Origin of the sequence: Mycobacterium sp. 3519A (assembly GCF_900240945.1) — a bacterium.
Classification (GTDB): domain Bacteria; phylum Actinomycetota; class Actinomycetes; order Mycobacteriales; family Mycobacteriaceae; genus Mycobacterium.
Genome location: NZ_OESG01000013.1, coordinates 750,452 through 776,823, shown reverse-complemented (window position 1 = coordinate 776,823; position 26,372 = coordinate 750,452). Strand labels below are relative to the sequence as shown.

Below are 26,372 nucleotides of genomic sequence, written 5' to 3'. Positions count from 1 at the left end.
CCTTGTCAGCGGGTGTAGTAGTTGGGCGCCTCGACCGTCATCGTGATGTCATGCGGATGGCTTTCCTTCAACCCCGCCGCGGTGATCTGCACGAACTGCGCCTGCTGCAACTGCTCGATGGTGGCCGATCCGGTGTAGCCCATGGCGGCGCGCAGGCCGCCGGTCAACTGGTGGATCACCGTCGACAGCGGACCGCGGAACGGCACGCGGCCTTCGATGCCCTCGGGCACCAGCTTGTCCTCGCTCAACGCGTCGTCCTGGAAGTAGCGGTCCTTCGAATAGGACTTGCCGCCGCCGCGACCCTGCATGGCACCGAGCGACCCCATCCCGCGGTAGCTCTTGAACTGCTTGCCGTTGACGAAGATCAGCTCGCCGGGCGATTCGGCCGTGCCTGCCAGCAGCGAGCCCAGCATCGCGGTGGACGCGCCTGCCGCCAGCGCCTTGGCGATGTCGCCGGAGTACTGCAGTCCGCCGTCGGCGATCACCGGCACACCCTTCGGTGAGCACGCGGCCACGGCTTCCAGGATCGCGGTGATCTGGGGTGCGCCAACGCCGGCGACGACCCGCGTGGTGCAGATGGAGCCGGGACCGACGCCCACCTTCACCGCGTCGGCGCCCGCATCCACGAGCGCGGCGGCCGCAGCCCGGGTGGCGACATTCCCGCCGATCACCTCGACGCGGTCACCGACCATGGTCTTGAGCCGATGCACCATGTCGAGCACCAGACGGTTGTGCGCATGCGCGGTGTCGACGATCACCACGTCGACGCCGGCGTCCACGAGCGTCATGGCGCGCGTCCACGAATCGTCGCCCACACCGACGGCGGCTCCGACCAGCAGCCTGCCGTCGCTGTCCTTGGTGGCGTACGGGAACTGCTCGGTCTTGACGAAGTCCTTGACCGTGATCAGACCGGTCAGCTTGCCGTGCCCGTCGACGATGGGCAGCTTCTCGATCTTGTTGCGGCGCAACAGGCCTAGCGCCGCCTCGGCCGAGACGCCCTCCTGCGCGGTGATCAACGGCGCCTTGGTCATCACTTCGGAGACCGGCTTGCCCATGTCGACTTCGAAGCGCATATCGCGGTTGGTGATGATGCCGACGAGCGCGCCGTCGGCGTCGACCACCGGCAGCCCGGAGATGCGGAACCGGGCGCACATGGCGTCGACTTCGGCGAGCGTGTTGTCCGGTGAGCAGGTGACCGGGTCGGTGACCATACCGGCCTCGGACCGCTTGACCGTCTCGACCTGGCCGGCCTGCTCCGCGACGGGCAGGTTGCGGTGCAGCACGCCCATGCCACCCGCCCTGGCCATGGCGATCGCCATCCTGGCTTCGGTCACGGTGTCCATCGCCGAGCTGACGAGCGGCACCCGCAGCCTGATCTTCTTGGTGAGCTGGCTGGAGGTGTCGGCTGTGGCGGGCACCACATCGGAGGCGGCGGGCAGCAGCAGGACGTCGTCGAAAGTGAGCCCGAGCATGGCCACTTTGGTCGGGTCATCGCCACCGGTGGGCACCGGAACGGCGATGGGAATGCTGCTTTCAGCAATCGACATGGGCGGGCCTTCCATCAGCGTCGAGCTAGATACTCATCTTATCGGCATTCACGACACCGCTTCGGCCCCACGCTGCCTGGCGGACACGCACCTGACGACGTTGCCAACGGCTGGCGCGATGCCAGTGCCGCTGCGTAGTGTGGACTCGTGCGTGATCACCTGCCACCGGGTTTGCCGCCCGATCCGTTCGCCGATGACCCGTGCGACCCTTCGGCGGCGCTTGATGCGCTCGAGCCCGGCCAGCCCCTGGACCCGCAGGAGCGGACCGCGGTCGAGGCGGATCTCGCCGACCTGGCTGTCTACGAGGCGCTGTTGGCGCACAAGGGGATTCGCGGTCTCGTCGTGTGCTGCGACGAATGCCAGCAGGATCACTACCACGACTGGGACATGCTGCGCGCCAACCTGTTGCAGCTGCTGGTCGATGGCACTGTGCGGCCGCACGAGCCGGCCTACGACCCCGAACCCGACGCCTACGTGACCTGGGATTACTGCCGCGGCTACGCCGACGCGTCGCTCAACGAGGCGACGTCGGACACCGAAGGTTATCGCTGAGGGCTTAACTACTCCCCGCCGCCGCCGTTGCGCTTCTTCGGCTGCGGCATCTCCAGCGTGGTCGTGACCGGCGCGGTCACCTCCGGCGCAGGCTTAGTCGCAGGCTCAGGCTCAGGCGCCTTGGGCTCCGGGGCCTTGGGCTCCGGGGCCTTGGGCTCCGGCGCCTGCTGACGCGGCACCTCCTGCGGCACGGTCGTCGGCGGCGTCGCGACTTGCGCACTCCCGCCAACGGGCGCACCGCCGCCTGCGGGCGGGACACCGGTGCCCGCCGCGGGCGCGTCACCCACCACACTCGGCGCCTCGCCGCCGCCCGCGGGCGGACCCGCGACCGGCGGCAACTGCTGCGTCGTGGTGGTGGTCGTCGTGACCGCGTGCGTCGTCGTGGTCTCGGTGCTCGTATTCGTCGGCGGCTGCGGCGTGGTGGTCGTCGGCGTGCCGCTCGGCGGGGGCGGCTCGGCCGTCGGCGAACTCGGCGTCGCAGAACTCGTCGACGTGGCGCTCGACGGTGTCGTCTCCGAAGGCGAGGTCGACGTGCTGGTCTCCGACGACGACGACGGAGATGACGTCGCGCCGTCGGTCTCAGACGACGTCGAGGTCGACGTACCGGAGTCCGGCGCGACGACGACCGGCTCGGGCATCGGTGGCGGCGGCTCCCCGGGCGGCAGCGTCGCGTTGGCGTCCTTCGCGTCGACCTTGACCGTCAGCTGCTGCCACTGCGACACCAGTTCCTGCTTCTGCTCGACGTCATCGACCGTCGCGACGGTGGTCGTGACCGCCTGCAGCTTGTCCTGGGCGGCCTGCCACTGCCCTTGGTCGATCAGCTGCTGCACCTCCGCCAGTTGCTGCGACGCGAGCGTCACCTGATCGGTGCGGGTCTGTTCGCCGAACAGCGCGGTGTGCAGGCCGTAGAGCGCATCGCCCGGTCCGGCGCCCGCCACGACCGCGCCGAATCCGCCGATGCACAGCACGGCTGCGGCGATGGAGCCGACCACCGCGAACGACGTGCGCGTGCGTTTGCGCGCTTCGATGGCGCGGGTCAGTGCGGCGGCCGCGTCGCGCGGCGTGACCGGCCGCATCAGCGGTGGGGTGCGGATCTCGTCACGCCAACCGGCCAGCAGGTGCGCGAGTTCGCCCTCACCAGGGTCGGTCGAGTACACGGGCTGCTGGTTGGCCAGCGCGTCGATGAACCGGTCCGTGCGGTTGATCTCGTTGAGCGACGGATCGCCCCCGTTGTTCCAGCGTCCGAAGTCAGGCATGGCCGTGCTCCGTCGCCGTGATCTCGTTCTTGAGCCGCGCCAGCGCGCGGTGCTGCGCGACGCGGACAGCACCCGGCGTCGAGCCGACGGCCTCCGCGGTCTCCTCGGCGCTCATGCCGACGACGATGCGCAGGATCAGGATTTCGCGCTGCTTCTCGGGCAGCACGGACAGCAGCTTGTTCATCCGCGCTGCCGATTCGGAGTCCAGTGCCATTTGCTCGGGACCGGCTTCCAGCGAATAACGTTCCGGCACCGCATCCGTCGGGTCGGCACGATTCCTGGCGGCCGCGCGGTGAGCGTCAGCTACCTTGTGCGCGGCGATGCCGTACACGAAGGCCAGGAACGGTCGTCCCTGATCCTTGTAGCGCGGCAGCGCCGTTATGGCGGCCAAGCACACCTCCTGTGCGACGTCATCAGCTGAAAGACCGCTTCGCTCGGTCGCCCCAACCCGGGCCCGGCAGTACCGCACCACGATCGGGCGAATGATCTCCAGCACCTCCCGGAGCGCGTCCCTGTTGCCAGCCACCGCCTCAGCAACGACAGCATCGAGACGTTCTCCCGAAAATGTCATCGTGAGTGGCTTCTCCAGCGTTACGTGAGGGACACGTCCCCGAAGTGTGGACGTCAGCTAAACAATAACGATCACAGTGGCATGACCATTCTCAGCGATCGGCCAGGTCGCCTCCCCGGCGACGCACCGTAGCTGCGCATTCGTTACGAATCCTCAGTACATCTGCTGTGTCGTGGCGACCGCTGCCGATGTCGGCCAGTAGGCAGGCCAACGCCCAGCGCAGCGGGATGATTCCCAGCCGGCCTGCCTTCGCTAGCGCGCAGTCGGCCACCCGCCGAGCTGCGTCGACGTCCCCGGCGCTGCACAGCGCCGCGGCCTTCACGACGTCGGATTTGACGACGTGCCGCGCCGATCCCAGCGCCTTGGCCAGTTCGACGGCCCGCTCCGCGTGCGGCACGGCCGCCTGACCGTCGCCCCTGGCCATCGCCAGCTCAGCGGTCACCCAGGCAAGCCGCACCGGCAGCCTCGGGGACGACTGCTCGGCCAGCAACACAGCCGCGCGCTGCAGCGCCGCGGCCGACGCCGCGAACCGACCTACGCCGAGTGCGTCGGCGGCCAGTCCGATGAGCGCGTCGGCGCCGGCTTCGACGTCGGCCCCGGCCAGGGTCAGCGCGCGGCCGTCCCAGCGGCGGGCCCTGTCGTGCCAGCCCAGTTGACGCAGGAACGACGCGCGGGTGCTGTGCGCCAGGGACACCAGTGCGCCGTCGCGCTGACGCCGGCACAGGACGTCGAGGTCGGCCATCGCGCTGCCGTAGTGACCCTGGCCGCCCGCGGCGACGGCGCGCAGCCAGAGGTCGCGAGGCGTCGCGGCCGCGGGCAGCGGCCAGCGGCCCGGTTCATCGCCGAACGCGATGGTGGCCAGCATGCTCATCGGTTCGCGACGCTATCAATGTATTGCGCAATATCCGGTACCGCGGGGCACGCATTCGTCATATGGCCAATTCGACATCCGTTAACAGTTCATGGTCGCCGTGTTAATGCAGTGTCAACGGGGTCATCCGGACGAACGGAAATGTTTGCGACACGACGAGAAGCGAACTGCTAAAACACAAGTCGTCATCGCATCGACGACGTTTTGTTACCACCGCCGTCGTTGCCAGTGCATCGCAATGATGAACGTGATGTAAATTCTGGGCCTGCGGCGATGCGGGTGAGCACATGTTCGGGCTATTGACGAAATTTCGTGAGCGCCCCTAGTTTGTGTGCACGAGTAGTCATCGGCGACTTGCGCTCGGATCGGTTCCACAACTCACGCACCCGTTCGCGTGCGAAAAGGGTGGGTAGAGAGGGTTTTTCCATGCCACAGCCGCAGCAGCTACCCGGACCTAATGCTGATATTTGGGATTGGCAGATGTCAGGCCTGTGCCGGGGCGTCGATTCCGCTATGTTCTTCCATCCGGACGGCGAACGTGGCCGTGCACGCGCTCAGCGTGAGATGCGCGCCAAAGAGATGTGCCGCCAGTGCCCAGTGGTCGCACAGTGTCGCGCGCACGCACTGGCCGTAGGTGAGCCGTACGGCATCTGGGGCGGTCTGTCCGAGTCCGAGCGTGAACTTCTGCTCAAGCGGGGCATCCGCAGGGCCTCGTAACGCGAAATCGAAAACAGCCATCGGAAACAGCCTCAGCCCCGCGATCCGGGTTGGGGCTTTTTTCGTGCGCGAGTCAGAGCGTCTTGCGGTAGATGCGGAAATCGGCCGCCGTGCACAACAACGGCGCCAACTCCGGGTAGGCCTCCTCGATGTGGCCGACGCGTTGCAGCCGGTACCCCAACCGGTCGTACCAGGCTGCCAGGAACTCCTTGGAGTCCAGCACCCAGTCGCGCGGCACCAGAAGTTCCAGTTGCATGTGTCGACAGCCGCCGGCCCGGCTGGCGTCTTCCGCGAAGCGGACGAGGTCACGACCGATGCCTCGGCCGCGCAGGGCCGGATCGGCGGCCAGCATCCCGAACTCGCCTGTGTGCTCGTCGAGTCGCTGGACCCGCACCACACCCGTCAGCCGATCGCCGTCGGTTGCCACTACGAGCTGACCGGCACGGGTGATGGCCATCAATTCCTCGCAGTTGGTCCGTGCCGCGTCGTCCTGCCAGAGCCCACGCTCAGCTTCCTTGTAGACACGGTTGACCAACTCGGTGACCGCTGACATCAGCGCAGCGTCGTCGGCGGAGGAGGGCGGCAGCGGGGTGATCACTTCCCTCAGAATAGCCCCGCCACGCCGAAATCGTCTGGCGTGCATGCGGGGTCGCTCCCCGGTCGTTGCCCGTATGCGCAATGCTGATGACATGACGACACAAGAAGCCGAGGGCACGGTGACCATTTCCGGCACGGGCCCGGGGTCGTACACACAGCACATCACCGCAGGGGCCCATCACCTGGTCGCCGACGAACCGGCGCCGGTCGGCGCCGACGCGGGGCCCACCCCATATGATCTGCTACTCGCCGCGCTCGGGACGTGTACCTCGATGACGGTACGGATGTATGCCGACCGCAAAGGGTGGCCGCTGGAAGACGTCCGAGTAACGTTGCGGCACAACCGTATTCATGCCGAAGACTGCGCTCATTGTGAAACCACCAAGGGCCTGATCGACCATATCGACAAGGAGGTCACGTTCATCGGCGATCTGGATGATGCGCAGCGGCAACGGTTATTGCAGATCGCCGAACGCTGCCCCGTGCATCAAACGCTGGTGTCGGAGATCGACATCGCTACCGTGTTGCGGGACGCCTAGAGACAGGCCGCCGAACCTTCCACGAACTCCACTCGCCCAGGGTGACACCCGCGGCGAGGGCGGTACCGATGGCGAGGGCCCCCAACACCGAACCGAATCCGACCGCGTGCTGGTCGTTGAGGATCGCGTAAATGCCGTGCAGCAACGCCAAGCCCGGCAGCAGCGGAACGATACCGGTGATCGAAACCACAAGCGGCGGAGCCAGATTACGCCGTTCCATCAGACGGCCGACCAGGCCGATCGGGACCGCCGCGATGAATGAAGCCACAACCGGGCCCAAACCCGCGCCCTGCGCCAAAAGGAACGCGATGGTGCCCGCCGCACCGCCGAATGCCGCGGCCATCGCCGCGGATCGTTCCGCGTAGCAGGCCAACGCGAAGGCCGCCGCACTCGCCGCGCCGAAGGCCACGCGCGCAGGGAACTCCGCGAGCGCCGGTGGGGCGTTGGCGCTGATCGCGACGAACGGTGCACCGAACCGGCTGGCGAGGTGCAGCACGACTGCCACGCCGGCAATCGTCGACGCCGTCATCATCACCAACTCGAAGAATCGGCCCGCCGCGGTGACAGGAGCGCCGCTGATGACGTCGCCGACCGAACCGACCAACGACAGTCCGGCAAGAAGCACGACCAGTCCGGCAGCGATCGCGACCGTCGGATCGAAGTGCAATCCGAGCTTGGGGCTGAATGCGTACAGGACGATCGCAGGCGCCGTCGCGATCGCGCCACCGACTGCGTACTGAAAGAAGAACGGAAGACCGTGCCGGTTGAGTCGCCGGTTGACCCGGTCGATTGTCATCGCACTCAACGCGCTGACCAGGCACACCAACAGACCCGCACCGAGGGTTCCCGCTGTGGCGAACGCCAACGCACCCCATGCCAGGGTGGCGACCCAGCGCTTGTACGGGTGCGGCGCGGTGATGATGGTGTTCAGTTCGTCGCGGGCCTGCGACGGCGGCACCTGACCGGCGCGGATGCGGGCGATCAACCGGTCGACGGCGGCCAGCCGACTGAAATCCATGGATCGGTACCGCACGATGTGCAACGTGCTCGCGGCGGGCGACGTCGGTCCGCGGTAGGCGGCGACGTGGATGGTCGTGTTGATGACATCGACCTCGCACCGGTCGATGCCGTAGGCCGCGGCGATGGCGCGCACCTGCTCCATCGTGGCCGTCGCGGGCGTACCCGAGGCCATCAGGATTGCGCCGATGTTGCCTGCGACGTCGAGCACCTCGCCGACGCGCTCGCGGTAAGCGGCGTCGCCTTCGTCGCGTACCGGATCGGTGATCCGGGCAAACGTGTCCGTCGGTGGGTCGGTTTCCCGGACTATGCGCGTCAACATCTCGCGTCGACGCACCCCCCACGGCTGGCCCGCGCGGCCACGGGTCAACTGCACAGCAATGCCTCCAAATCCACCTTCGACTCGGTTCACGCAACGCGCGAACGCCGGTGAAGGTTCCGGTTACCGCCCAGGTCCGGTGGTGTTTTCGCTCACACCGAGCGCGGCGACGTGGTCGAGGAAGGCGCGCGCGGGTGCCGATGCGCTCGCCGAGACGGCTACGCCGAGGCGACGCACCGTGCGCGGTGCCAGCGGTCGAATCACGACACCCGCGACGTCAGGTAGACCGGCGCTCGGCAGAATGCTGACCCCGAGACCTGCCCGCACGATCTCGAGCGCCGCCGCGATTTCCCGCGCGTCGAAAGCCAGGTCGAACTCGACACCGGCCTTGCGTGCGATCGGCAGGAACACGTCGGCCAGACCGCCGGTGCCGCGGACGAAGGGCTCCGCCGCCAAGTCCGGATAGGTGACGGTTTCCTGCGCGGCCAGTCGACTGTCGGCGGGCACCACCGCCACCAGCACCTGGTCCCCGAGCGGCGCCGCTTCAAGGCCTTTGATGGGCAGACTGACCACACCGGCCTCGACGACACCCTGGTCGAGCCAGTCGCGCACCTCCTCCTCGCTGCCCTCGAGCAACCGGATGCTGACCGCAGGGTGTCGCTGGGCGAACGTTTCCAGCTGCGGCGCGACGAACGTGGCGGTGGCGGTCGGCAGGCTGGCCACGCGCAGCGTCCCGGTGACGTCACCGGCCAAACCGGCGACCTCGGTGCGCATCAAGGTCAACTGCCGGACGGCTTCTCGGGCGTACGTCAGTGCGACGGAACCGGCTTCGGTCAGCGAGAGCCCGTCGCGGCGGCGCGCGAACAGCGGCAGCCCCAGTTCGTTCTCCAACGCGGCGATGGCCCGGCTGATGGCCGGTTGGGTCAACCCGAGCCGTCGGCCTGCGGCGGTGAAGCCGCCGTGGTCGGCGACCGTGATGAAGGTCGTGAGTTGCCACTCGGTCGGCATCGACCCTCCATATCGACCGGGTGATCGGTCATAACTGAACCATTATGCCGATCTGTGTTGTCAAAGCGTTGTAGTAATCGTAGGCCGCAGTCAGCGGGCAGAGAAAGGAGAATCCGATGAGTGAGGGCACGTTGCCGAATGTGATCGCGCCGGAAGACATCGTCTGGCACAAGACCGACCTCGGCGCGAAGTTCTGGATCAGCGACGATCTGGTCGGCGGCCAGTACTCGACGCTGTTCAGCGCGCAACTGACGATGTTCGGCCCCGGCGGCGGAACTCCGTTGCACCACCACGACTACAACCACGCGTTCTACTTCTTGAGGGGTAGCGGTTGTGTGCGAATCGACCGGCGCAGGTGGGATGTCAAGCCGGGCACGCTGGTCAAGGTGCCCGCCAATTCAGTGCATGGCCTGACGAACACCGGCGACGATGACCTGGTGTTCCTCGTGATCTACGACCCGCCGCACGTCGCCACCGATTAGTAACTGGCACAACGGGTTTCGAGACGGTTGGCGCCCGTCAGCCCAACTGGTAGTCCTCGCGGGAGACCCGGAAGTAGTGACCGGTAGCTGTGTCGGTGCATGTCACGCCGGACTGCGCACTGGCACACGTCATTCGGCCCAGCGACCGGGTCTGGCCGTAGTCGAGTGTCTTCAGGCCCTTTCGGTTGAACGCACTGACGCCCTCGTAGCACCCGAGGCTGCCCGAGTTGCCTCCGCTGACGTAGAACTCCAAACCTCCGAAGGTGAAGTCGCACGCCCTGCCTTCCGGGCCACGGGTGGATGCGGGTACCGACCAAACGTGTTCGCGGACTTCGCAGTTCGCGCCTGAGCCGTCCCCGTAGATGTCGCAGACGATGTTCCCCGACGGAGTCACGAATTCGGCGCTCGGGGGGATGTCGCCACCGCCGCCGCAGGCGTTCGCGATGGCCGCAGCGGGCAGCGCGGCTGCGGCCGCGATCGACAGCGCGGCGAGCAGTTTGCTCTTCATGATGATCGGTCCTCTCCGAGACGTGTTGGTCCCAAGAGTGGACTGGACGTCTTGGCGGATCCTTGGCACGGATCCGCGGATTCCGAATCAGCGCGGGCCCATCATGCCGCCGGGTCCCATCATGGCCGGCATCCCGTCGCGGACGAATCCGGTGACCTCGCGGGCATGTTCGCGGATTGCTCGAATGATGACGGGATCTTCGGCGGTTTCTTCGGCGATGACCCCGGTCGGAATGATGGTGAGCTGGCGGCGGTAACCGTCGGCGGCGCGGAACAGCGTCGGCAAGCTCGAGCTCATGCATGTCACCTCCGTTCCGTTTCCTAGGCGCGAGTACATGGCCGTTACGTGCGCCTGAAGCTTTGCGACCAGGTCGGGCGACGTCGATTCCGTGGTCGTGCGGACGCCGCCCGGGATCTCATCGACAATGCGATTGATCTCGGCATGGCGGCTGAACATCTCCATGTAGGTCTGCATGTCGACCGGATCGACGCCCATCATTCCCCCGCCTGGACCGTCGGCGAGCGGCACGTGCGGCACGTGCGAGCGGCGTGCGTACTCGAGACCTAGAACACCGGCTACGGCCAGTGTTCCGAAGGCGGCGAGAGCTACCCGTCGGGTAATCATCACTGGAGTGTCGCGCCGGTTACGGCTCGCGCAGTAGGGACCTTCTGCCCTCAACCCGAGTGCTTAGTAACCCGATCCGTTCAGCTGACCCGCGTCCAGGGTTCACAGTTGTGCGACTCGAAAGCCTGCACCGTCGGGTTGATGGTCACGTACATCGGCCCGACCGACATATTCGTCGCGACGACATGGTCCTTGTTCGCATCCGGTGTGCTGTAGGTGAACCACCGGCACATCGAATCCTCTGTCGGCACATCGTTTATCAAGATCTGCCACGTCGATGCCGTCCCGTCCGTGTGGTACAGGCCCGGCGCAATGTCGGGCCCGACGCGGAAGAAGCCTTCACCGGGTACGGGGTCCACCGGCGCGGCGCCGGCCGGGGATGCGAACGCGATCGCGGCCCCGACGGCGACGAGTCCGACCGCCACGCGGTTCCCGGTGTTGGGCATGGCGGAAGTATTACGCGCTTGCGTCGCTACCGATCCCAATTTCGTCCGTCTCGGCTGGTGGTGAGCCGTATCGTTAGTCGATGCGCACTTTGCGTCGGAGCGCCCGAGTTCATCGGGTGGTCAACGGCGTGGCTGTCACGGCCATAGTGGTCGCCGCGCTGTGTGCGTGCGGATCGGACGCGAGTTCGACCGAGGGGTCGGCGTTGTCTGACCGTTTGGACACGGCGATCCAGCGGGTCATGGCGGACAAGTCGATCCCGGGAGCGATCGTCGGCATCTGGGGACCGGACGACGATTACGTCGGGGCGTTCGGCATCGCCGACAAAGCGTCCCGAGCCCCCATGCAGACCGACATGTACACGCGAATAGGCAGCGTGACAAAGACTTTCACCATCACAGCGCTGCTGATGCTGATCGATCAGGGTAAGCTGGGCCTCGACGACCCGATCGCGAAGTACATTCCTGGCGTGCCGTCAGGCGAGGTGATCACGTTGCGGTTGCTGGCCCAGATGCAAAGCGGGCTGGTCACTTACGACGGCGTGCCGGCGTTCGAGGCCGCGTTTCTCGCCGACCCGCAACGAACTTTCACTCCTCAACAACTTCTGGACTACGCGCTCGACGAGCCGCTGCAGTTTCCGCCGGGAACAAAGTACGACTACTGCAACACCAACACCGTCCTTCTCGGTCTGGTGGTCGAGAAGGTCAGCGGCCGGAGCCTCGGGGACTACGTCAGCGAGCAGATCCTCGTCCCGCTGAAGTTGACCCACACGAGCATCCCCACGACGTCGGCGTTTCCCGGTCCGCATCCGCAGGGTTACACCGTCCTGGACGGAACCGACCGAATCACCACCGACTGGAACCCGTCTTGGGCGTGGTCGGACGGCAACATGATCTCCACGCTGGACGATATGCGGATCTGGGCGCGGGCGCTGTCCTCCGGTGAGGTGATCTCCGAGGAGATGCAGCGCGAGCGGTTCCGCAGCGCCCTGCCGATGAGCGAAACCGCGAGATACGGTGTCGGCGTCTTCGAAACGAGCGGATGGATCGGCCACAGCGGCGTCACGCCGGGCTTCGAGACCGTAGTGGTCGGCCTTCCGGAGGAGCAGACCACACTTGCGGTGTTCGCCAACACCGACGCGCCGCACGACGTCGGCACGGCCCTGGCCAGTGCGATCACCGCGATCATCACCCCAGAGCACGTCTACCGCTGACGGATGCACAGCCATGTTTGACAAATCTTCGGTTGCCAGCGGGGTCTGCGCGTTGTGGATGGTGGTCCTGTGCGGCGCCCCTACCGCAGCCGCTGACGTCGACGATGTGTCGGGGCGGGTCGAAATCGGCGGCGGGCGTGGCATTTTCGTCGAATGCCGCGGCACGGGATCGCCGACCGTGATTCTGATGGCGGGCAAGGGAAACGGCGCCGAGGATTGGCTGCAGATACTCGACCCGGCCGACCCTGCATACAACGCCCCCGGCGACGACCTGCCCTTCGGCGGACATCTGATGCGCAGCGACGACGCGGTGCTGCCGTCGGTGGCGCAGTTCACCCGGGTCTGCGCCTACGACCGTCCCGACGTCCGGACGGACGGTGTCGACATCACGACACCCCGCGCGCAGCCTCACACGGTGGATCTCGATGTCGGCGATCTGCACGCATTGCTCACCGCACTCGACGAGCCCGCCCCGTATGTCCTGGTGGCCCACTCGTACGCCGGCCTGGTGGCCACCCTGTATGCGCGCTCCTATCCGCAGTCTGTCGCCGGTCTGGTGATGGTCGACGCGGTGAGTGAGCAGATCGAGGACATCGTCGGCCCCGCCAAGCTCGCCAACTGGGATGCCACCAATGCGAAAACGTCACCGCAAGTACCCGAGGGTGTGCGCCTCGTCGACACGTTCGCGCAAATCAATGCCGCGCCACCACTTCCGACAATGCCCGCTGCCGTGCTGTCGGCCGACAGACCGTGGCGCACGGATCTGCTGCCGCCCGAGGCGACCCAGGGCGAGCAGGTGACCTTCGCCGACTGGCTTGCCGCGCAGCGACAGCTGGCCGCCGCGCTGGGCGTCGTGCCGGTCACCGCGACCGACAGCGGACACGACATCTACCTCTACCGGCCCGCACTGGTCGTCGACGCGATCCGCGACGTCGTCGACTTGGTTTCATGAAGTGGTCGCGCGTCATAGCCGTACTGGCTGTGAGCGCGTTGGCACTCACCGCTTGCTCTGCCCCGCCGAGTCCCCCAATGACGGAGGAACAACCGGCGGTCGGCGAGCAACTCACACCGCTGCTGGCCAGCACGCTGTCGTCGCCGCGCTGGTTCACCGGCACCGACGGCAAGGCGCATCTGGTGTACGAGTTGCTGCTCACCAACGTCATCCCGGCGGGCGTCACCGTCAACGCCGTTGAGGTACACGATGCCGACTCGGGAGCGTTGCTGACTCGTCTCACCGGTGACGCACTGCTGGCGGCGACTTCTCTTGCCGCATCGGCGGATACACCCACGGCCACGCTGCCGTCCTCATCGCTCGGCGTGGTGTGGCTGGACATCGTGCTCGGCAGCGCCGGCGTCCCGTCAGCTGTCACCCACCGCATCGCCGTCGACCCCCCAGCCGGTGTCCCGACGTCAGGCATCGGCTGGACGTTCAGCACACGCGCGGTGGAGGTTGACCAGGAACCGCCGGTCGCCATCGCCGCTCCACTGACCGGGCCCAAGTGGGTCGCCCTCGGCAGCTGTTGTGACGGTCCGCATCGACGTGCCCCATATCCGGTCGACGGCAGATGGTTTCTCGCTCAGCGGTTCGCCATCGACTTCAATCAACTGGATCCGCAAGACCGGCCCGGAGTGGGAGACCCGTTGTCGCCCAGCAGCTTCCCGACGTTCGGCCAGCCAGTGTACGCGGTCGCCGACGGGACGGTCGTCGCCGCCGTGGACGGCAACCCGGATCTACCGGTCAACGCAGCCCGCGCGGATCCCACGCCTGAAACCGCGGGCGGCAACCGGGTGGCGATCGACATCGGCGGCGGGCGCTTCGCGGTCTATGCCCACCTGCACAAGGACAGCATCTTGGTACAGGTGGGCGACAAGGTCACGCGCGGACGCCACATCGCCGATGTGGGCAGTTCCGGCACCGGAGGTGGACCCCACCTGCACTTCCTGATCGTCGACCACCCCTCGGTCGTGGTTGCCGACGGACTGCCGTTCGTCTTCGACGAGTTCGACCTCACCGGGCGCACCCCGCCGTTGCCCGAGGTGCTGAAGCGATACGAAACGCTCGAGCGGATTCCGCTGAGGGCCAATGACGTTGGGCCACGCCACGACCAGTTGCCGCTCGGGCGCGATGTCATGACCTTTCCCGCACCGGATCGAGGCTGAAGACGTGGACGGGCGCGGATTTGCCTTTCAGGGCGTAGGCGCCTCGGTCGGTCAGTCCGTGCGGTGGGGTAACCAGGGCGTCGACGGTGTTCTGGGTGAGCAGGATGGCGTCAGCGGTGGTCTTGGTGAGTTGCTCGACACGGGCGGCGACATTCGTGGTGTCACCAATCAACGTGAACTCCAGATGACCTGCTCCGCCGATGGTGCCTGCGATCACCACACCGGTGTTGATTCCGATCCCGATCCGAAGCTCTTCCCCGAATCGGTCGGCGACGAGCCGGTGAATCAGCACCGCGGCGTCAACTGCGGCGTCGGCATGGTCTACGAGATCCGCTGGGGCGCCGAATACCGCGAGGGCGCCGTCGCCAAGAAACTTGTTGACATGTCCGCCGGCGTCGACGACAGCGGGGACGACGATTTCGAACAAGGCGTTCAGCCGCGCGACGACATCCTCGGCGGGGTTGGCCTCGGCGAACGGCGTGAAATCGCGGACGTCGACGAACATCACCGTCACCTCGCGACGCTCGCCGGTGAACACGTCATCGCCCTGCTCCAGCAGCCGGGCCGCCAACGCTGGGTCAACATACGTGCCGAATGCCGCCTGAAGTCGTTGCCGCTCAGCCAAACCCGCCTGCATCCGGTTGAACGATGCCGCCAGCGCGCCGAGGTCGTCGTCCTGGACCACCGGTAGGCGCTGCGAATAGTCCCCAGCTGCAACACGTTCAGTCCCTTCAGCGAGGTCGCGAAGGGGCCTCAACGACGGTGCGATGACCTGGCCCACAGTGATCGGCAACGCCAACGCCGTCCACCCACACGCGGTCGCCACAACGGCCAGCACTGGAAATTGCGTGGATCGGTTCAACACCATTGCCAGCAGCGCTCCGCCGACCGCGAAGGTGAATACGGCGCCCAGAATCGCCAGGTTCAACCACGCGGCGAAGGTCGGGCGAGAGCGCGCAAGCGCGTCACCGATATCCGTGTCTCCTGCGAGAGCCACCCTGGCGGGCCGCAACATTCCTTGCACCGATGTGTGTAAACCCATCAACGCCATGGCAATTCCCAAGGCGCCGCCCAAAATCCCGTATTCGATCAGCCGCGCCCCGCTTGCTGCCGAGATCGCCCCGACGCCCAGCAACAGCGCGGCCGTCCAAACGGGCTGGAACCACAACGCCCGAACACCTGCCGTGCGAGTCCAGGTGTATGTGTCTTTCAAGGCCTCCGCACGGTCGACCTCGTGACCGGCCGCCCACCGCTGCACCAGGCGGAATCGGGTGCTACCGGGGAGAATCACCACATACGCGTCTACCACCACGGCGGCCATGGTGAAGACGATGGCTTCGACGTAGTGACTTGACCGCTCGAAAGCGACGACCACCGACGACAAGAGAACATACGACAGCAGCATCGGGACGAACATGAGTGCGCAGATCGCCCACGAATAGCTCGGCCCGTACCGATCCCACGTCCATTGCCAGATGCGGTCCATGCCGAAACAAAACACCCTCGGCCTTGGGGCCGGGGGTGTTTCGTCTCAACTTTGTGCGCCTGGTCGGTGGTGGCGAAGTGCAGCCGTCAGGAGAAGACGTACTCGATGTCGGTAAAGGCGTCGGCCGCAAGGGCATAAAAGAATCGCAGCGTCAGCGACCCGGTGTTCCTGATGCCATGCTCAGTGGAGCCGGGAATGAAGACACTGGAGCCTGGGCGCACCCGGTAGTCGGTGCCGCCGAGGGTGACGACACCTTCTCCTGACAACACGTAATAGGTTTCCGCCTGCGCATGGCGATGGAGGGCGAGGTATCCGTCTCCTGGAAGTTCCGCAACCCCAGTGACCAAACACCCCGTGGCGGTTGAGTCGGCCGAAAATAGCGTGCGAAATGTGAGGTGACCCGGCGGTCATTCCACTCAGTGATCTGACGGTCGTTTTCCTGCAGCACCAGATTCTCCCCGACGGGATCGCGGTCGTCCATGCCGTCAGTACACCTCACCCGGGTTGGCTTCGCTTCATCGCGCTCACGCCGAAACAAAACACCCCCGGCCTCGCGACCAGGGGTGCTTCGTCGGAAACTGCTAGTGCGCGTGGCCGTGGTGACCGTGGCCGGCGTGCTCGTCCTCCTCGGCCGGCTTGTCCACGACGGCCGTCTCGGTGGTCAGCACCATGCGGGCCACCGAAGCGGCGTTGAGCACCGCCGAGCGGGTGACCTTAACCGGGTCGACGATGCCGCCGGCGACGAGATCGCCGTACTCGAGCGTGGCGGCGTTCAGACCCTGACCTGCAGGCAGTTCGGCGACCTTGTTCACCACCACCGAGCCGTCCAGCCCGGCGTTGGCGGCGATCCAGTACAGCGGAGCCGACAGCGCCGCGCCGAACACGTCGACACCCACCGCCTCGTCGCCGGTCACGGATTCCCGCACCGCGGCAAGCGCCTTGCGGGCCTGCACCAGCGCGGCGCCGCCGCCGGTGATGATGCCCTCTTCGACAGCAGCCTTGGCCGCTGAGACGGCGTCTTCGACGGCCTCCTTGCGCTTCTTCAGATCGGTCTCGGTGGCCGCGCCGACCTTGATGACCGCGACGCCGCCTGCCAGTTTGGCCAGCCGCTCCTCGAGTTTCTCACGGTCCCAGTCGGAGTCGGTCGCCTCGATCTCAGCGCGCAACTGCGCCTTACGCGCTTCGATGGCCTCCTTGGTGCCTGCACCGTCGACGATGACCGTGCTGTCCTTGTCCACCACGACGCGCCGGGCGCTACCGAGCACCTCGAGGCCGACCTCACGCAGCAACAGGCCGACGTCCGGGTTGACCACCTGGCCGCCGGTCACGACGGCGAGGTCATCGAGGAACGCCTTGCGGCGGTCACCGAAGAACGGCGCCTTGACTGCGACGGCCTTCAGCGTCTTGCGGATCGCGTTGACCACCAGCGTCGAAAGCGCTTCGCCCTCAACGTCTTCGGCGACGATCAGCAGCGGCTTGCCCGCCTCGGCGACCTTCTCGAGCAGCGGAAGCAGGTCCGGCAGCGAGCTGATCTTCTCGCGGTGCAGCAGCACCAGCGCGTCCTCGAGCACCGCTTCCTGCGAGTCGAAGTCGGTGACGAAGTACGCCGAGATGAAGCCCTTGTCGAAGCCGACGCCCTCGGTGATCTCCAATTCGGTGTTCAGCGTCGAGGACTCCTCGACCGTGACGACGCCGTCGGCGCCGACCTTGGTCATCGCCTCGCCGACCAACTCGCCGACCTGCTCGTCGCGCGACGACACCGTCGCGACCTGAGCGATCGCCTTCTTGTCGGACACCGGCGTGGCGGCGGCCAGCAGCGCCTCCGACACGGCGTCGGCGGCCTTGCTGATGCCCGAGCCGAGCGCGATCGGGTTGGCACCCGCGGCGACCTGCCGAAGGCCGGCCTTCACGATCGCCTGCGCCAGCACGGTCGCGGTGGTGGTGCCGTCGCCCGCGACATCGTTGGTCTTGGTGGCCACCGACTTGACCAGTTGCGCGCCCAGGTTCTCGAACGGATCCTCGAGATCGATCTCGCGGGCGACCGTGACGCCGTCGTTGGTGACCTGCGGGCCGCCGAACGCCTTGGCCAGCACGACGTGCCTGCCGCGGGGCCCCAGCGTCACGCGAACCGTGTCGGCGAGCTTGTCTACGCCGGCTTCCATTGCGCGGCGCGCAGTTTCGTTGAACTCAATCTGCTTGCTCATAAAAGTCTTCCGGTATGACGCGTTCCGCCCCGGACATCACCCGTGGGTACGGGGATCTCCGGGGCGGGACACGAGTGCCTACTTGTTGACGACAGCCAGTACGTCGCGGGCCGACAGGATCAGGTACTCCTCGCCGTTGTACTTGATCTCGGTGCCGCCGTACTTGCTGTAGATGACGACGTCGCCCTCGGAGACGTCCAGCGGAATCCGCTTCTCGCCGTCCTCATCCCAGCGGCCTGGGCCAACTGCGACGACGGTGCCTTCTTGCGGCTTCTCCTTGGCGGTGTCGGGGATGACCAGACCGGATGCGGTTGTGGTCTCGGCCTCGTTGGCCTGTACGAGGATCTTGTCCTCGAGTGGCTTGATGTTCACGCTCGCCACGATGGAGCCCTCCAGTAGTTCGGGTTGTTGATCCGGAGCCAACCCCCGGATGCCAGCATTACAGGTGTTCGGCATGCGTCCGCGCCCTCGCGCCGTCGTCGCGGGTGCCGGAGCAGGGTTTGGCCGCCTGCCACCTAGCACTCTATACAGGAGAGTGCTAGCACTCAAGGTCACCCCGGTGCCTACTTCTCCAAGCCCGTCGGATCGACCATCAGGTGGGCGGACACGTCCCCGATCATCTGCACGTCGACCTTGCGCTCGGTGAAGTACCAGCCGGCTGGATCATCGGTGGAGCAGCTGAACCGGTCGAAGTAGCGACCGACGACGATCGGCTGCAGCGGCACGGTCTCGGTGTGCTGGACGACGCAGAAGGTGGACCTGGCGGTGGCGGTTCGCTGCGGGCTGACCTCGATGATCGGATTCAGGACGAGATGCCGGGTGCGCGGGGTGTTGCCGTGCTCGGGGTAGCGACGCGTGGTCGTCGCGAACAGCTTGGCGATGTTCTCGGCCCCCGAGACGCCCTGCGGACCCGTTCCGCCGAAGCTCGCGCGGGCCAACAACTGCCCGACCCCGTCGAAGTCGCCGGCATCGATGAGCTCGGCGTAGCGGTACAGCAGCTCGGCGATCTCCACTTTGTCGCTCATGCGACCTGAGCCTTCACCACCGGCAGCCCCGGGTCGCTGGCCGCGTCGAGCGGCGACGGCGACGCCCCCGCCGCGATCAGATGCGCCGCGAACGACGCGATCATCGCACCGTTGTCGGTGCACAGCCGCGGTCGCGGAATCCGCAGCGTCAACCCGTTGGCCTCACACCGCTGCTGCGCCAGCTCACGCAACCGCGAATTGGCGGCCACCCCGCCCGCGATCAGCAGCGTCGACACGTTCAGTTCCTTCGCGGCGCGCACGGCCTTGAGCGTCAGCACGTCGGCCACCGCCTCCTGGAAGCCGGCAGCCACGTCGGCCTGCGGCGCGTCGGGATGACTCTCCACATACCTGGCGACAGCGGTTTTCAGCCCCGAGAAGCTGAACGCGTACGGGTCGTCGCGAGGCCCGGTCATGCCCCGCGGGAACACGATGGCCTCGCGATCACCCGTCCGTGCCAGGTCGTCGAGCACCTTCCCGCCGGGATAGCCCAGCCCGAGCAGCCTCGCGACCTTGTCGTACGCCTCCCCCGCGGCGTCGTCGACGGTGCTGCCGAGTTCGACGATCGGCTCGCCCAGCGACCGCACGTGCAGCAGGTTGGTGTGCCCGCCGGACACCAGCAGGCCCACGCTCTCCGGGAGCGGGCCGTGGTCGTAAACGTCGGCGGCGAGGTGGCCGCCGAGATGGTTGACGGCGTAGAACGGCACCTGCCACGCGGCCGAATAGGCCTTGGCCGCAGCCACCCCCACCAACAACGCGCCAGCCAGCCCAGGGCCGATGGTGGCGGCGACGATGTCCGGTTTGTCGATCTGGGCGGCCTGCAACGCGCGCCGCATGGTGGGTCCGAGCGCCTCGAGGTGGGCGCGCGACGCGATCTCTGGCACGACGCCGCCGAACCGGGCGTGTTCGTCGACGCTGGACGCCACCTCGTCGGCGAGCAGCGTCACGGCGCCGTCCCCGTCGAGTCGCGCGATGCCGACACCTGTTTCGTCGCACGAGCTTTCGATGGCCAGGATGGTCGTCATTGCGGATCCCGTCTCATGGTGTATGCGTCGGCGCCGCTGGCCCGGTAGTACCGCCGGCGCAGGCCGACGTTGACGAATCCCAGGCTCTCGTACAGTGCGATCGCGGGCAGGTTGTCCGTGCGGACCTCCAGGAAAACCGTTCCTTCCGAGGCATACTCGAGCAGTTCGGTCATCATTCGCCTGCCGATGCCGTGGCCCTGATAGGCAGGGTCGACCCCGATCGTGTGAATCTCATACTCGTACGGCTTCTTTCGGCCGAGCCGCGAGATGCCTGCGTAACCCACGAGCTTCTGGTCGACTCGCGCGGCCACGTAGTGGATGTGCTTGGCGGCCAACTCGGCGAGGAACGCCCGGGCGGGCCACGGATCGTCGCCCTCGAACAGTTGCGCCTCCAACTCAGCGCACCTGGCCACGTCGTCGCGAGTCAACGCGGTGTAGACGACGTTCACTTGGTCACCACCGACGGTTTGGCATCGGGGCGGCGCAGGTACAGCGGCACCAACGGCGCGGGCTCGGCCGCCCAGTCGGCGACCGCGCGCACCAGACCCGACACGGTCGGATACACCGGTGGGCGGGTCAATTCCTGTTCCGCGCCGGGCACATCGGCGGGTGCGTTGACGGCAGGGCCCTCGACGCGGACACCGTCGCGGTAGCGCGCCCAATAGATTTCCCTGCGGCGGGCATCGGTGACGACGAGCGCGTCCCCCGCGGTGAAAACGCCGATCGCGTCGAGACTGCACACCCCGTGCACCGGAATGCCCAACGCGTGACCGTACGCCGCGGCCGTGGCCATGCCGACCCGCAGGCCGGTGAAAGGCCCTGGGCCGCAACCGACTACCACGGCATCGAGATCGGCGACGGTCAGGCCGGCATCAGCCAGCGCGCCGAGCACGTTGGGCGTCAACTGCTCGGCGTGCGCCCTGGCGTCGACTGTGACGCGTTCGCCGAGGACATGCACGCCGTCAAGTCGGACCACCCCCGCGGTCACCGCGGGCGTGGCCGTGTCGATGGCCAGGACAATGGTCACCGCCGGCTCCAATGCCAGATCGCGGTCCGCACTTCGGTGTCGGGTCCACGTTCGAGCCGGACGTCGAGGTGGCTGTCCGAGAGCCGTTCCGCAAGGCCTTCACCCCACTCGACCACCACCACGGCGTCGTCGAGATCGGTGTCGAGGTCCAGCGAATCGAGTTCGGCGAGCAGGTCGACGGAGCCGTGGTCGAGCAACCGGTACAGGTCGACGTGAATCATCGCCGGAGCACCGGCTTTCCGGGCGCGGTGCACCCGCGCGAGCACGAACGTCGGCGAGATCACCGGTCCTTCCACATCCAGCGCCGTGGCGATGCCCTTGGCCAACACCGTCTTTCCCGCCCCCAGCGGGCCGGAGAGCACCACCACGTCGCCTGCGCGAAGATCCGTGCCAAGTCGCGCACCCAGCGCGATGGTGTCGTCGGCAGTGGCGAGTTCGGCGGTGCCAGAGGGGCGCTCAGCCATGGTTGCGTACCCGTTCTCGCACACGGCGGGGGAGCGCGACCAACTTGGACGGGGGGGCCCGCTCGACCAGCCTCCCCAGACCGTCGTCGATCGCCTCCGGCTGCTCGAGCTGCACCAGATGCCCTGCGCCGCCGACGATCACCAGCTCGGACTTGGGCAACGCGGCCGCCATGTGCTGCGAATACTCCATCGGCGTGAGCAGGTCGCGGTCGCCGCACGCGATCAGCGTGGGCACCTTCGCCAGCGTCGCCAGCCCTGCCGTCTCGTCGTGGACTTCCAGCGCATGCAGGAACTCGACCAGGGTGGCGATCGGGGTGTCGTGCATCATCTTCTCGGAGAACGCGACGACGCTCGGGCTGATCTTCTCGTCGCCGTAGGAGGCGGCCCGCAGGATGGGCGCGATCACCGACTTGGCGGCGCCGCGGGTGCGGTGCACCGTTTTCGGCGCGTAGCGCACGGCGAACCGAGCCGCTTCGAGGGCGGGATTCTTCAGGATCTCGCCGAGCGGCGACCGCGAAACCCCTTCAGCGGCAGAGGCGATGATCGCGGCGCCGACGACCCGCGTCGGGTAGCGATGCGGAAACTGCCTGGCGTGCGACAGCACGGTCATCCCGCCCATCGAGTGCCCGACCAGCACCACGGGCCCGCGCGGCGCCATCACCGCCAGCACGGTCTCCAGGTCCCGGCCCAGTTGTTCGACGGTGTAGGACTCGGGTGACGCCTGACCCGAGTGGCCGTGGCCGCGCTGGTCGTAGAACACCATGCGGACTTGCCTGCCCCACTGCTCGGCCAGTCGTGCGCGCTGAAAGTAGAAGGCGCCCATCCGCAGACAGAAACCGTGTGCGAAGACGACCGTCACGAACGCGTCCTGCGGGCCGACTTCACGCACCGCGAGGTCCACGCCGTCGGGGGTGGTGACGATGTGGCTGCGGTCGGCCTCGAGTAGTTCGAAGTCCTCGTTCTCGTAGGGATCATCGGTCATCACCCGTCGGCGCAGCGACCTGGCGACGGAGACGCCCGCCGCGGAGCCGACCGCTGTCAACCCGGCGGCGCCAGCCAACCAGGGCGCCGGAGACCGTCGGCTGCGTGGCGGCGTGATTTCGTTGTCAGTCAACGACTTTGGCCCGCCGCTCCGCGATACTTCCGGGTGACCCTGCCGCGGGGACTGGTAACCACTTCGTAGTTGATGGTGCCGAGCAGGTCGGCCCAGTCCTGTGCGGTCGACTCGCCGTGGGCGCCGGGGCCGAACAGAATGGCGTCGTCCCCCTCGGCGACGTCGACGTCGCCGGGACCGAGATCGACCACGAACTGGTCCATGCAGATGCGGCCGACATTGCGCCGCAGTCGACCGTTGATCAGCACGTCAATCCGTCCGCTCAACGTCCGAAACACCCCGTCGGCGTAGCCGATTGGCAGCAGCGCCACCGTGGTGTCACGTTCCGCGACCCAGGTGTGGCCGTAGGACACCCCGTCGCCGGCGCGCACCGGGCGGACCAGTGCGACAGGGCATTTCAGCGTCATGGCCGGCCGCAGCCCCATATCGCCGCGCTCGGGAATCGGCGTCTGCCCGTACACCGCGATGCCGGGCCGGACCATGTCGAACGCCAGGTCAGGGCGGGTCAGCGCGGCCGGCGAGTTGGACAGGTGCACAAGCTCGTAGCGCACCCCCTGCTCCTTGGCTTGCGCCACCATGTCGGTGAGCCGTTGCGCCTGTACGTCGTTGAAGGGGTTCTCCGGATCGTCACCGTGGGCGAGGTGCGACATGATGCCCCGCAGCCGGGCCGCGCCGTCGGCCTGTGCGCGACGAAGTATCGGCAACATCTCGGGATACTCCGCAGCGCTGGCGCCGTTGCGGCTCAGGCCGGTGTCGACCTTGACGGTGACGGTCGCCGGGTGGCCGGTCCGCTGTGCGGCGTCGAGGAGGTCTTCGAGTTGGCGCACCGAGGACACGGCGATCTCGACGTCGGCCTGCAGGGCGGGACCGAAGTCGGCGCCGGGCCTGTGTAGCCAGGCCAGCACGGGACTGGAGATGCCGTCGCGGCGCAGCGCGAGCGCCTCCTCGATGGTGGCCACGCCCAGTTCGGCGGCGCCTGCGGCCAGCGCCGCGCGGCCGGCGTGGGCGGCGCCGTGGCCGTAGCCGTCGGCCTTGACGACCGCCATGACCTGGGCCGATCCGGCTCGTTCCCGCAGCAGGCGGACGTTGTGAGCGATCGCGTCGAGATCGACCACGGCCTCGGCGGCCGCGATCGGAGTCGTCGAAAGCTCGGTGGTTCGGGTCATCGTCGCCATTGTCCCAGACCCGCGGCACCAGCGGTCGCGGTCGGGCTGACAACGAAATAAGGGTACCCAAACTTTTCTGCGTCGTAACCCAAACTTATTGGGCCAGAACGGCTTTGGAACCGGCCCGAGTTGCATCGACCTCCGCGCCCTGCGTAGCATGGCTGCAACGAAGGGGAGTAGCCCCGAATCGGGTGATCGACATACTGGCTTTGCAGCTTCGGCTCAGGCCCGGTCACCCGGACCGGCACCACCACCGGTGGGCGAGACCTTCGGCCGGATGACCGTTTCGGTTGTCGGCCGGAGGTGTCTCCCGATTCCTCCGGGCGCCAGCCACCGACCGAGGAGTTGTTGGTGTTCGCCGCCCTGCTGTTGAGCTTCGCCGTCATCTTCGTCGCGGAGTTGGGCGACAAGTCTCAGCTGATGGCGATGACTTTCGCGCTGCGTCACCGCTGGTGGGTGGTGCTTGCCGGAATCACCGTCGCCACCACCGCGGTGCACCTGATTTCCGTCGCGGTCGGCCACTATCTGGGCGCAGCGTTGCCGACACACCTGCTGGGCCTGCTGGGCGGCGTGGCGTTCGTCCTGTTCGGCTTGTGGACATTGCGCGGCGACAGCCTTTCCGATGACGAGGCCACCCGCGCCCAGCGGTCCACCGCACCGGCGTTCTTCGCGGTCACGTCGGCCTTCCTGCTTGCCGAGTTGGGCGACAAAACCATGTTGGCGACCGTGACGCTCGCCGCGGACCACGACTGGGTGGGCGTGTGGATCGGCTCCACCCTCGGCATGGTGGCCGCAGACGCGCTCGCCATCGTGGTGGGCGCGCTGGCAGGCAAACATCTTCCCGAGCGGGCCATCCAGCTCGCGGCGGCCGGGTTGTTCCTGTTCTTCGGCGCCTACCTGCTTGGTGAGGGCGTGTTCCGGACGGCCCCAGCACCGGTGATCGGCGGCATTGCCCTCGGCGCCGTGGCGGTCACAGCGGCCGCACTGTTCGCGTTGCCGCCGCGTTGGCGGCCCGCGGTGATGCGCCCCCGGCCCGCGGAGACCGTCGAGGTTTAGTGCGCGAAGGGCTGCACCTCGTCGAAGTGGCCACCGGGCTTGAGCTCGTCGAGGTGGTTGAGCGCGGTGGTCATGTCGTCGTGCAGCGCCCTGGCCAGGTCGGCGGAGAAGCCCTCCCGGACCACGATGCGCAGCATCGTGATGTCCTCCGCGCCCGTCGGCATGGTGTAGGCGGGCACCTGCCAGCCGTAGGCGCGCAGCGCGTGCGAGACGTCGAACTCGGTGTAGCCGAAGTCCCCGGCCAGCCGGAAGCTGACCACCGGAATCGCCGAACCGTCGGAGACCACCTCGAAGTGTCTACTCGCACGCAGCTGATCACCCAGCCAGCGTGCGGTGGTCGACAGACAGCTCATCACCTGGCTGTAACCCTCTCGGCCCAACCGGAGGAAGTTGTAGTACTGGCCGACCACCTGGTTGCCCGGCCTGGAGAAGTTCAGCGTGAACGTCGGCATGTCGCCGCCGAGATAGTTGACCCGGAACACCAGGTCCTCCGGTAGGTACTCCTTGCTGCGCCACACGACGAATCCGATGCCCGGGTAGGTCAGGCCGTACTTGTGCCCGCTGACGTTGATCGAGACCACCCGCGGCAGCCGGAAATCCCACTCCAGATCGGGGTGCACGAACGGCACCACGAAACCGCCGCTGGCCGCGTCGACGTGCACCGGGATGTCGCTGCTGCCGTCGGCGGCGAGTTTGTCCAGCGCAGCACAGATCTCGGCGATCGGTTCCAGCTCACCGGTGAAGGTGGTGCCCAGGATCGCCACCACGCCGATGGTGTCCTCGTCGACGTTGTCCAGCACCTGTTCTTCAGTGATCACGTAGCGGTCTTCGGCCATCGGCAGATAGCGCGGCTCGACGTCGAAGTAGCGGCAGAACTTCTCCCACACCACCTGCACGTTGGCGCCCATCACCAGATTCGGCGTGCGGCCCTTCCAGTCGTTACCGACGCGTTCGCGCCACCGCCACTTCATCGCCAGGCCCGCGAGCATCACCGCCTCACTGGATCCGATGGTCGACACCCCCACCGCGCTGGACGGGTCGTCGTCGCGCAGATCTTCGGCGTGGAACAGGTCGGCCACCATGCAGACGCAACGCTGCTCGATCGCGGCGGTGGCCGGGTACTCGTCCTTGTCGATCATGTTCTTGTCGAAGGTCTCGGCCATCAGCCGCTCGGCCTGAGGGTCCATCCAGGTGGTGACGAACGTCGCGAGGTTCAGTCTGCTGCTGCCGTCGAGCATCAGCTCGTCGTGGATGAAGCGGTATGCCGCATCGGGATCCATCGCGTCGTCGGGCAGCCGTAGCGACGGCACCGGCGCCATCGCCAGTCGCCCGGTGTAGGCGGGGGTGATGCTTGGGGCGTGAGTCAGCTTGCGCGGCATGGCA

The 26,372-nt window shown here is 67.1% G+C and carries 30 protein-coding genes; 8 read left to right on the top strand and 22 right to left on the bottom strand.

The window, feature by feature from the left end; all coding sequences use genetic code 11:
• Window positions 1-5: 5 nt before the first annotated feature.
• The gene (gene guaB / locus C1A30_RS11595; RefSeq protein ID WP_101950134.1) at window positions 6-1,547 is read right to left on the bottom strand and encodes an IMP dehydrogenase; all 1,542 of its coding nucleotides are present in this window, start codon (window positions 1,545-1,547) and stop codon (window positions 6-8) included.
• 147 nt (window positions 1,548-1,694) lie between these two features.
• On the opposite strand from guaB, the gene C1A30_RS11590 reads away from it, so the two are divergent.
• Window positions 1,695-2,099: a DUF5319 domain-containing protein gene (locus C1A30_RS11590; protein WP_067794380.1), complete on the top strand. Its 405-nt coding sequence runs from the start codon at window positions 1,695-1,697 to the stop codon at window positions 2,097-2,099.
• Window positions 2,100-2,107: 8 nt separating this feature from the next.
• Here the strand turns inward: C1A30_RS11590 and C1A30_RS11585 are convergent, their stop codons facing one another.
• The 3 genes from C1A30_RS11585 to C1A30_RS11575 form a co-directional block, all read right to left on the bottom strand.
• Window positions 2,108-3,355: an anti-sigma-D factor RsdA gene (locus C1A30_RS11585; RefSeq protein WP_101948469.1), complete on the bottom strand. Its 1,248-nt coding sequence runs from the start codon at window positions 3,353-3,355 to the stop codon at window positions 2,108-2,110.
• Window positions 3,348-3,926, bottom strand: a complete 579-nt coding sequence (locus C1A30_RS11580; protein ID WP_101948468.1) for a sigma-70 family RNA polymerase sigma factor — start codon at window positions 3,924-3,926, stop codon at window positions 3,348-3,350. Before C1A30_RS11580 ends, C1A30_RS11585 begins: the two co-directional genes overlap by 8 nt.
• Window positions 3,927-4,017: 91 nt before the next feature.
• Window positions 4,018-4,797: a hypothetical protein gene (locus tag C1A30_RS11575; protein WP_101948467.1), complete on the bottom strand. Its 780-nt coding sequence runs from the start codon at window positions 4,795-4,797 to the stop codon at window positions 4,018-4,020.
• Between the two features lie 426 nt (window positions 4,798-5,223).
• Here C1A30_RS11575 and C1A30_RS11570 point away from each other — a divergent pair, with 426 nt between their 5' ends.
• The gene (locus tag C1A30_RS11570) at window positions 5,224-5,514 is read left to right on the top strand and encodes a WhiB family transcriptional regulator (protein WP_015305128.1); all 291 of its coding nucleotides are present in this window, start codon (window positions 5,224-5,226) and stop codon (window positions 5,512-5,514) included.
• A gap of 73 nt (window positions 5,515-5,587) precedes the next feature.
• On the opposite strand, the gene C1A30_RS11565 is transcribed toward C1A30_RS11570, so the two are convergent.
• The gene (locus C1A30_RS11565) at window positions 5,588-6,112 is read right to left on the bottom strand and encodes a GNAT family N-acetyltransferase (protein ID WP_235009829.1); all 525 of its coding nucleotides are present in this window, start codon (window positions 6,110-6,112) and stop codon (window positions 5,588-5,590) included.
• A gap of 91 nt (window positions 6,113-6,203) precedes the next feature.
• Here C1A30_RS11565 and C1A30_RS11560 point away from each other — a divergent pair, with 91 nt between their 5' ends.
• The gene (locus C1A30_RS11560; protein ID WP_101948465.1) at window positions 6,204-6,650 is read left to right on the top strand and encodes an OsmC family protein; all 447 of its coding nucleotides are present in this window, start codon (window positions 6,204-6,206) and stop codon (window positions 6,648-6,650) included.
• Here the strand turns inward: C1A30_RS11560 and C1A30_RS11555 are convergent.
• Both C1A30_RS11555 and C1A30_RS11550 read right to left on the bottom strand, forming a co-directional pair.
• Window positions 6,628-8,043 carry a threonine/serine exporter ThrE family protein gene (locus C1A30_RS11555; protein ID WP_235009827.1) on the bottom strand — a complete coding sequence of 472 codons (1,416 nt, stop codon included), beginning with the start codon at window positions 8,041-8,043 and terminating at the stop codon, window positions 6,628-6,630. The two genes, C1A30_RS11560 and C1A30_RS11555, sit on opposite strands and share 23 nt — an antisense overlap.
• A 66-nt stretch (window positions 8,044-8,109) precedes the next feature.
• Entirely contained in the window at window positions 8,110-8,994 is an 885-nt protein-coding gene (locus C1A30_RS11550; RefSeq protein WP_101948463.1) for a LysR family transcriptional regulator, read from the bottom strand.
• A 116-nt stretch (window positions 8,995-9,110) separates the two neighbouring features.
• Here C1A30_RS11550 and C1A30_RS11545 point away from each other — a divergent pair, with 116 nt between their 5' ends.
• Window positions 9,111-9,476 carry a cupin domain-containing protein gene (locus C1A30_RS11545; protein ID WP_101948462.1) on the top strand — a complete coding sequence of 122 codons (366 nt, stop codon included), beginning with the start codon at window positions 9,111-9,113 and terminating at the stop codon, window positions 9,474-9,476.
• Window positions 9,477-9,513: 37 nt separating this feature from the next.
• Here C1A30_RS11545 and C1A30_RS11540 read toward each other — a convergent pair whose 3' ends face one another.
• The 3 genes from C1A30_RS11540 to C1A30_RS11530 form a co-directional block, all read right to left on the bottom strand.
• Complete coding sequence (locus tag C1A30_RS11540) at window positions 9,514-9,984, bottom strand: hypothetical protein (RefSeq protein ID WP_101948461.1); 471 nt, start codon at window positions 9,982-9,984, stop codon at window positions 9,514-9,516.
• 87 nt (window positions 9,985-10,071) lie between these two features.
• Entirely contained in the window at window positions 10,072-10,512 is a 441-nt protein-coding gene (locus C1A30_RS11535; RefSeq protein WP_369974120.1) for a hypothetical protein, read from the bottom strand.
• Window positions 10,513-10,688: 176 nt separating this feature from the next.
• On the bottom strand, window positions 10,689-11,054 hold the full coding sequence (locus C1A30_RS11530; protein ID WP_101948459.1) for a hypothetical protein: 366 nt from the start codon (window positions 11,052-11,054) through the stop codon (window positions 10,689-10,691).
• 80 nt (window positions 11,055-11,134) lie between these two features.
• Here C1A30_RS11530 and C1A30_RS11525 point away from each other — a divergent pair, with 80 nt between their 5' ends.
• The 3 genes from C1A30_RS11525 to C1A30_RS11515 all read left to right on the top strand — a co-directional run bounded on the left by C1A30_RS11525 (window position 11,135) and on the right by C1A30_RS11515 (window position 14,425).
• Complete coding sequence (locus tag C1A30_RS11525) at window positions 11,135-12,265, top strand: serine hydrolase (protein ID WP_101948458.1); 1,131 nt, start codon at window positions 11,135-11,137, stop codon at window positions 12,263-12,265.
• Between the two features lie 13 nt (window positions 12,266-12,278).
• Window positions 12,279-13,217 carry an alpha/beta fold hydrolase gene (locus C1A30_RS11520; RefSeq protein WP_101948457.1) on the top strand — a complete coding sequence of 313 codons (939 nt, stop codon included), beginning with the start codon at window positions 12,279-12,281 and terminating at the stop codon, window positions 13,215-13,217.
• 77 nt (window positions 13,218-13,294) lie between these two features.
• Complete coding sequence (locus C1A30_RS11515) at window positions 13,295-14,425, top strand: M23 family metallopeptidase (RefSeq protein ID WP_235009825.1); 1,131 nt, start codon at window positions 13,295-13,297, stop codon at window positions 14,423-14,425.
• On the opposite strand, the gene C1A30_RS11510 is transcribed toward C1A30_RS11515, so the two are convergent.
• The 11 genes from C1A30_RS11510 to alr form a co-directional block, all read right to left on the bottom strand.
• Window positions 14,394-15,911 carry an adenylate/guanylate cyclase domain-containing protein gene (locus C1A30_RS11510; RefSeq protein WP_101948455.1) on the bottom strand — a complete coding sequence of 506 codons (1,518 nt, stop codon included), beginning with the start codon at window positions 15,909-15,911 and terminating at the stop codon, window positions 14,394-14,396. The two genes, C1A30_RS11515 and C1A30_RS11510, sit on opposite strands and share 32 nt — an antisense overlap.
• A gap of 86 nt (window positions 15,912-15,997) precedes the next feature.
• Entirely contained in the window at window positions 15,998-16,258 is a 261-nt protein-coding gene (locus C1A30_RS11505; protein WP_101948454.1) for a cupin domain-containing protein, read from the bottom strand.
• Between the two features lie 234 nt (window positions 16,259-16,492).
• Window positions 16,493-18,115 (bottom strand): chaperonin GroEL, encoded by a 1,623-nt coding sequence (gene groL / locus C1A30_RS11500; protein ID WP_101948453.1) that lies wholly within the window; start codon window positions 18,113-18,115, stop codon window positions 16,493-16,495.
• A gap of 78 nt (window positions 18,116-18,193) precedes the next feature.
• On the bottom strand, window positions 18,194-18,496 hold the full coding sequence (groES, locus tag C1A30_RS11495) for a co-chaperone GroES (RefSeq protein ID WP_015305122.1): 303 nt from the start codon (window positions 18,494-18,496) through the stop codon (window positions 18,194-18,196).
• A gap of 182 nt (window positions 18,497-18,678) precedes the next feature.
• Window positions 18,679-19,140, bottom strand: coding sequence for a nuclear transport factor 2 family protein (locus C1A30_RS11490; RefSeq protein ID WP_101948452.1), 462 nt, complete (start codon window positions 19,138-19,140; stop codon window positions 18,679-18,681).
• A complete protein-coding gene (gene tsaD, locus C1A30_RS11485; protein WP_101948451.1) occupies window positions 19,137-20,162 on the bottom strand; it encodes a tRNA (adenosine(37)-N6)-threonylcarbamoyltransferase complex transferase subunit TsaD in 1,026 nt (341 codons plus the stop codon). The genes C1A30_RS11490 and tsaD overlap by 4 nt, the downstream gene beginning before the upstream one ends.
• Complete coding sequence (rimI, locus tag C1A30_RS11480; RefSeq protein ID WP_101948450.1) at window positions 20,159-20,611, bottom strand: ribosomal protein S18-alanine N-acetyltransferase; 453 nt, start codon at window positions 20,609-20,611, stop codon at window positions 20,159-20,161. The genes tsaD and rimI overlap by 4 nt, the downstream gene beginning before the upstream one ends.
• A complete protein-coding gene (tsaB, locus tag C1A30_RS11475) occupies window positions 20,608-21,201 on the bottom strand; it encodes a tRNA (adenosine(37)-N6)-threonylcarbamoyltransferase complex dimerization subunit type 1 TsaB (RefSeq protein WP_101948449.1) in 594 nt (197 codons plus the stop codon). The genes rimI and tsaB overlap by 4 nt, the downstream gene beginning before the upstream one ends.
• Complete coding sequence (tsaE, locus tag C1A30_RS11470) at window positions 21,186-21,653, bottom strand: tRNA (adenosine(37)-N6)-threonylcarbamoyltransferase complex ATPase subunit type 1 TsaE (RefSeq protein WP_101948448.1); 468 nt, start codon at window positions 21,651-21,653, stop codon at window positions 21,186-21,188. Before tsaE ends, tsaB begins: the two co-directional genes overlap by 16 nt.
• Window positions 21,646-22,767, bottom strand: a complete 1,122-nt coding sequence (locus C1A30_RS11465; protein WP_235009821.1) for an alpha/beta fold hydrolase — start codon at window positions 22,765-22,767, stop codon at window positions 21,646-21,648. The genes tsaE and C1A30_RS11465 overlap by 8 nt, the downstream gene beginning before the upstream one ends.
• Window positions 22,764-23,933 (bottom strand): alanine racemase, encoded by a 1,170-nt coding sequence (alr, locus tag C1A30_RS11460; protein WP_101950132.1) that lies wholly within the window; start codon window positions 23,931-23,933, stop codon window positions 22,764-22,766. The genes C1A30_RS11465 and alr overlap by 4 nt, the downstream gene beginning before the upstream one ends.
• Window positions 23,934-24,284: 351 nt before the next feature.
• Between alr and C1A30_RS11455 the strand changes: the two genes are divergently transcribed.
• Window positions 24,285-24,989, top strand: a complete 705-nt coding sequence (locus C1A30_RS11455; RefSeq protein ID WP_101950131.1) for a TMEM165/GDT1 family protein — start codon at window positions 24,285-24,287, stop codon at window positions 24,987-24,989.
• Here C1A30_RS11455 and C1A30_RS11450 read toward each other — a convergent pair.
• Window positions 24,986-26,368, bottom strand: coding sequence for a glutamate decarboxylase (locus tag C1A30_RS11450; protein ID WP_101948447.1), 1,383 nt, complete (start codon window positions 26,366-26,368; stop codon window positions 24,986-24,988). The two genes, C1A30_RS11455 and C1A30_RS11450, sit on opposite strands and share 4 nt — an antisense overlap.
• Between the last annotated feature and the right edge of the window lie 4 nt (window positions 26,369-26,372).

Coding starts and splice junctions, on each gene's coding strand:
- guaB (WP_101950134.1), bottom strand. CDS start 1,547: ATGTCGATTGCTGAAAGCAGCATTCCCATCGCCGTTCCGGTGCCCACC.
- C1A30_RS11585 (WP_101948469.1), bottom strand. CDS start 3,355: ATGCCTGACTTCGGACGCTGGAACAACGGGGGCGATCCGTCGCTCAAC.
- C1A30_RS11580 (WP_101948468.1), bottom strand. CDS start 3,926: ATGACATTTTCGGGAGAACGTCTCGATGCTGTCGTTGCTGAGGCGGTG.
- C1A30_RS11575 (WP_101948467.1), bottom strand. CDS start 4,797: ATGAGCATGCTGGCCACCATCGCGTTCGGCGATGAACCGGGCCGCTGG.
- C1A30_RS11570 (WP_015305128.1), top strand. CDS start 5,224: ATGCCACAGCCGCAGCAGCTACCCGGACCTAATGCTGATATTTGGGAT.
- C1A30_RS11560 (WP_101948465.1), top strand. CDS start 6,204: ATGACGACACAAGAAGCCGAGGGCACGGTGACCATTTCCGGCACGGGC.
- C1A30_RS11550 (WP_101948463.1), bottom strand. CDS start 8,994: ATGCCGACCGAGTGGCAACTCACGACCTTCATCACGGTCGCCGACCAC.
- C1A30_RS11545 (WP_101948462.1), top strand. CDS start 9,111: ATGAGTGAGGGCACGTTGCCGAATGTGATCGCGCCGGAAGACATCGTC.
- C1A30_RS11540 (WP_101948461.1), bottom strand. CDS start 9,984: ATGAAGAGCAAACTGCTCGCCGCGCTGTCGATCGCGGCCGCAGCCGCG.
- C1A30_RS11530 (WP_101948459.1), bottom strand. CDS start 11,054: ATGCCCAACACCGGGAACCGCGTGGCGGTCGGACTCGTCGCCGTCGGG.
- C1A30_RS11525 (WP_101948458.1), top strand. CDS start 11,135: ATGCGCACTTTGCGTCGGAGCGCCCGAGTTCATCGGGTGGTCAACGGC.
- C1A30_RS11520 (WP_101948457.1), top strand. CDS start 12,279: ATGTTTGACAAATCTTCGGTTGCCAGCGGGGTCTGCGCGTTGTGGATG.
- C1A30_RS11515 (WP_235009825.1), top strand. CDS start 13,295: ATGACGGAGGAACAACCGGCGGTCGGCGAGCAACTCACACCGCTGCTG.
- C1A30_RS11510 (WP_101948455.1), bottom strand. CDS start 15,911: ATGGACCGCATCTGGCAATGGACGTGGGATCGGTACGGGCCGAGCTAT.
- groL (WP_101948453.1), bottom strand. CDS start 18,115: ATGAGCAAGCAGATTGAGTTCAACGAAACTGCGCGCCGCGCAATGGAA.
- C1A30_RS11490 (WP_101948452.1), bottom strand. CDS start 19,140: ATGAGCGACAAAGTGGAGATCGCCGAGCTGCTGTACCGCTACGCCGAG.
- tsaD (WP_101948451.1), bottom strand. CDS start 20,162: ATGACGACCATCCTGGCCATCGAAAGCTCGTGCGACGAAACAGGTGTC.
- tsaE (WP_101948448.1), bottom strand. CDS start 21,653: ATGGCTGAGCGCCCCTCTGGCACCGCCGAACTCGCCACTGCCGACGAC.
- alr (WP_101950132.1), bottom strand. CDS start 23,933: ATGACCCGAACCACCGAGCTTTCGACGACTCCGATCGCGGCCGCCGAG.
- C1A30_RS11450 (WP_101948447.1), bottom strand. CDS start 26,368: ATGCCGCGCAAGCTGACTCACGCCCCAAGCATCACCCCCGCCTACACC.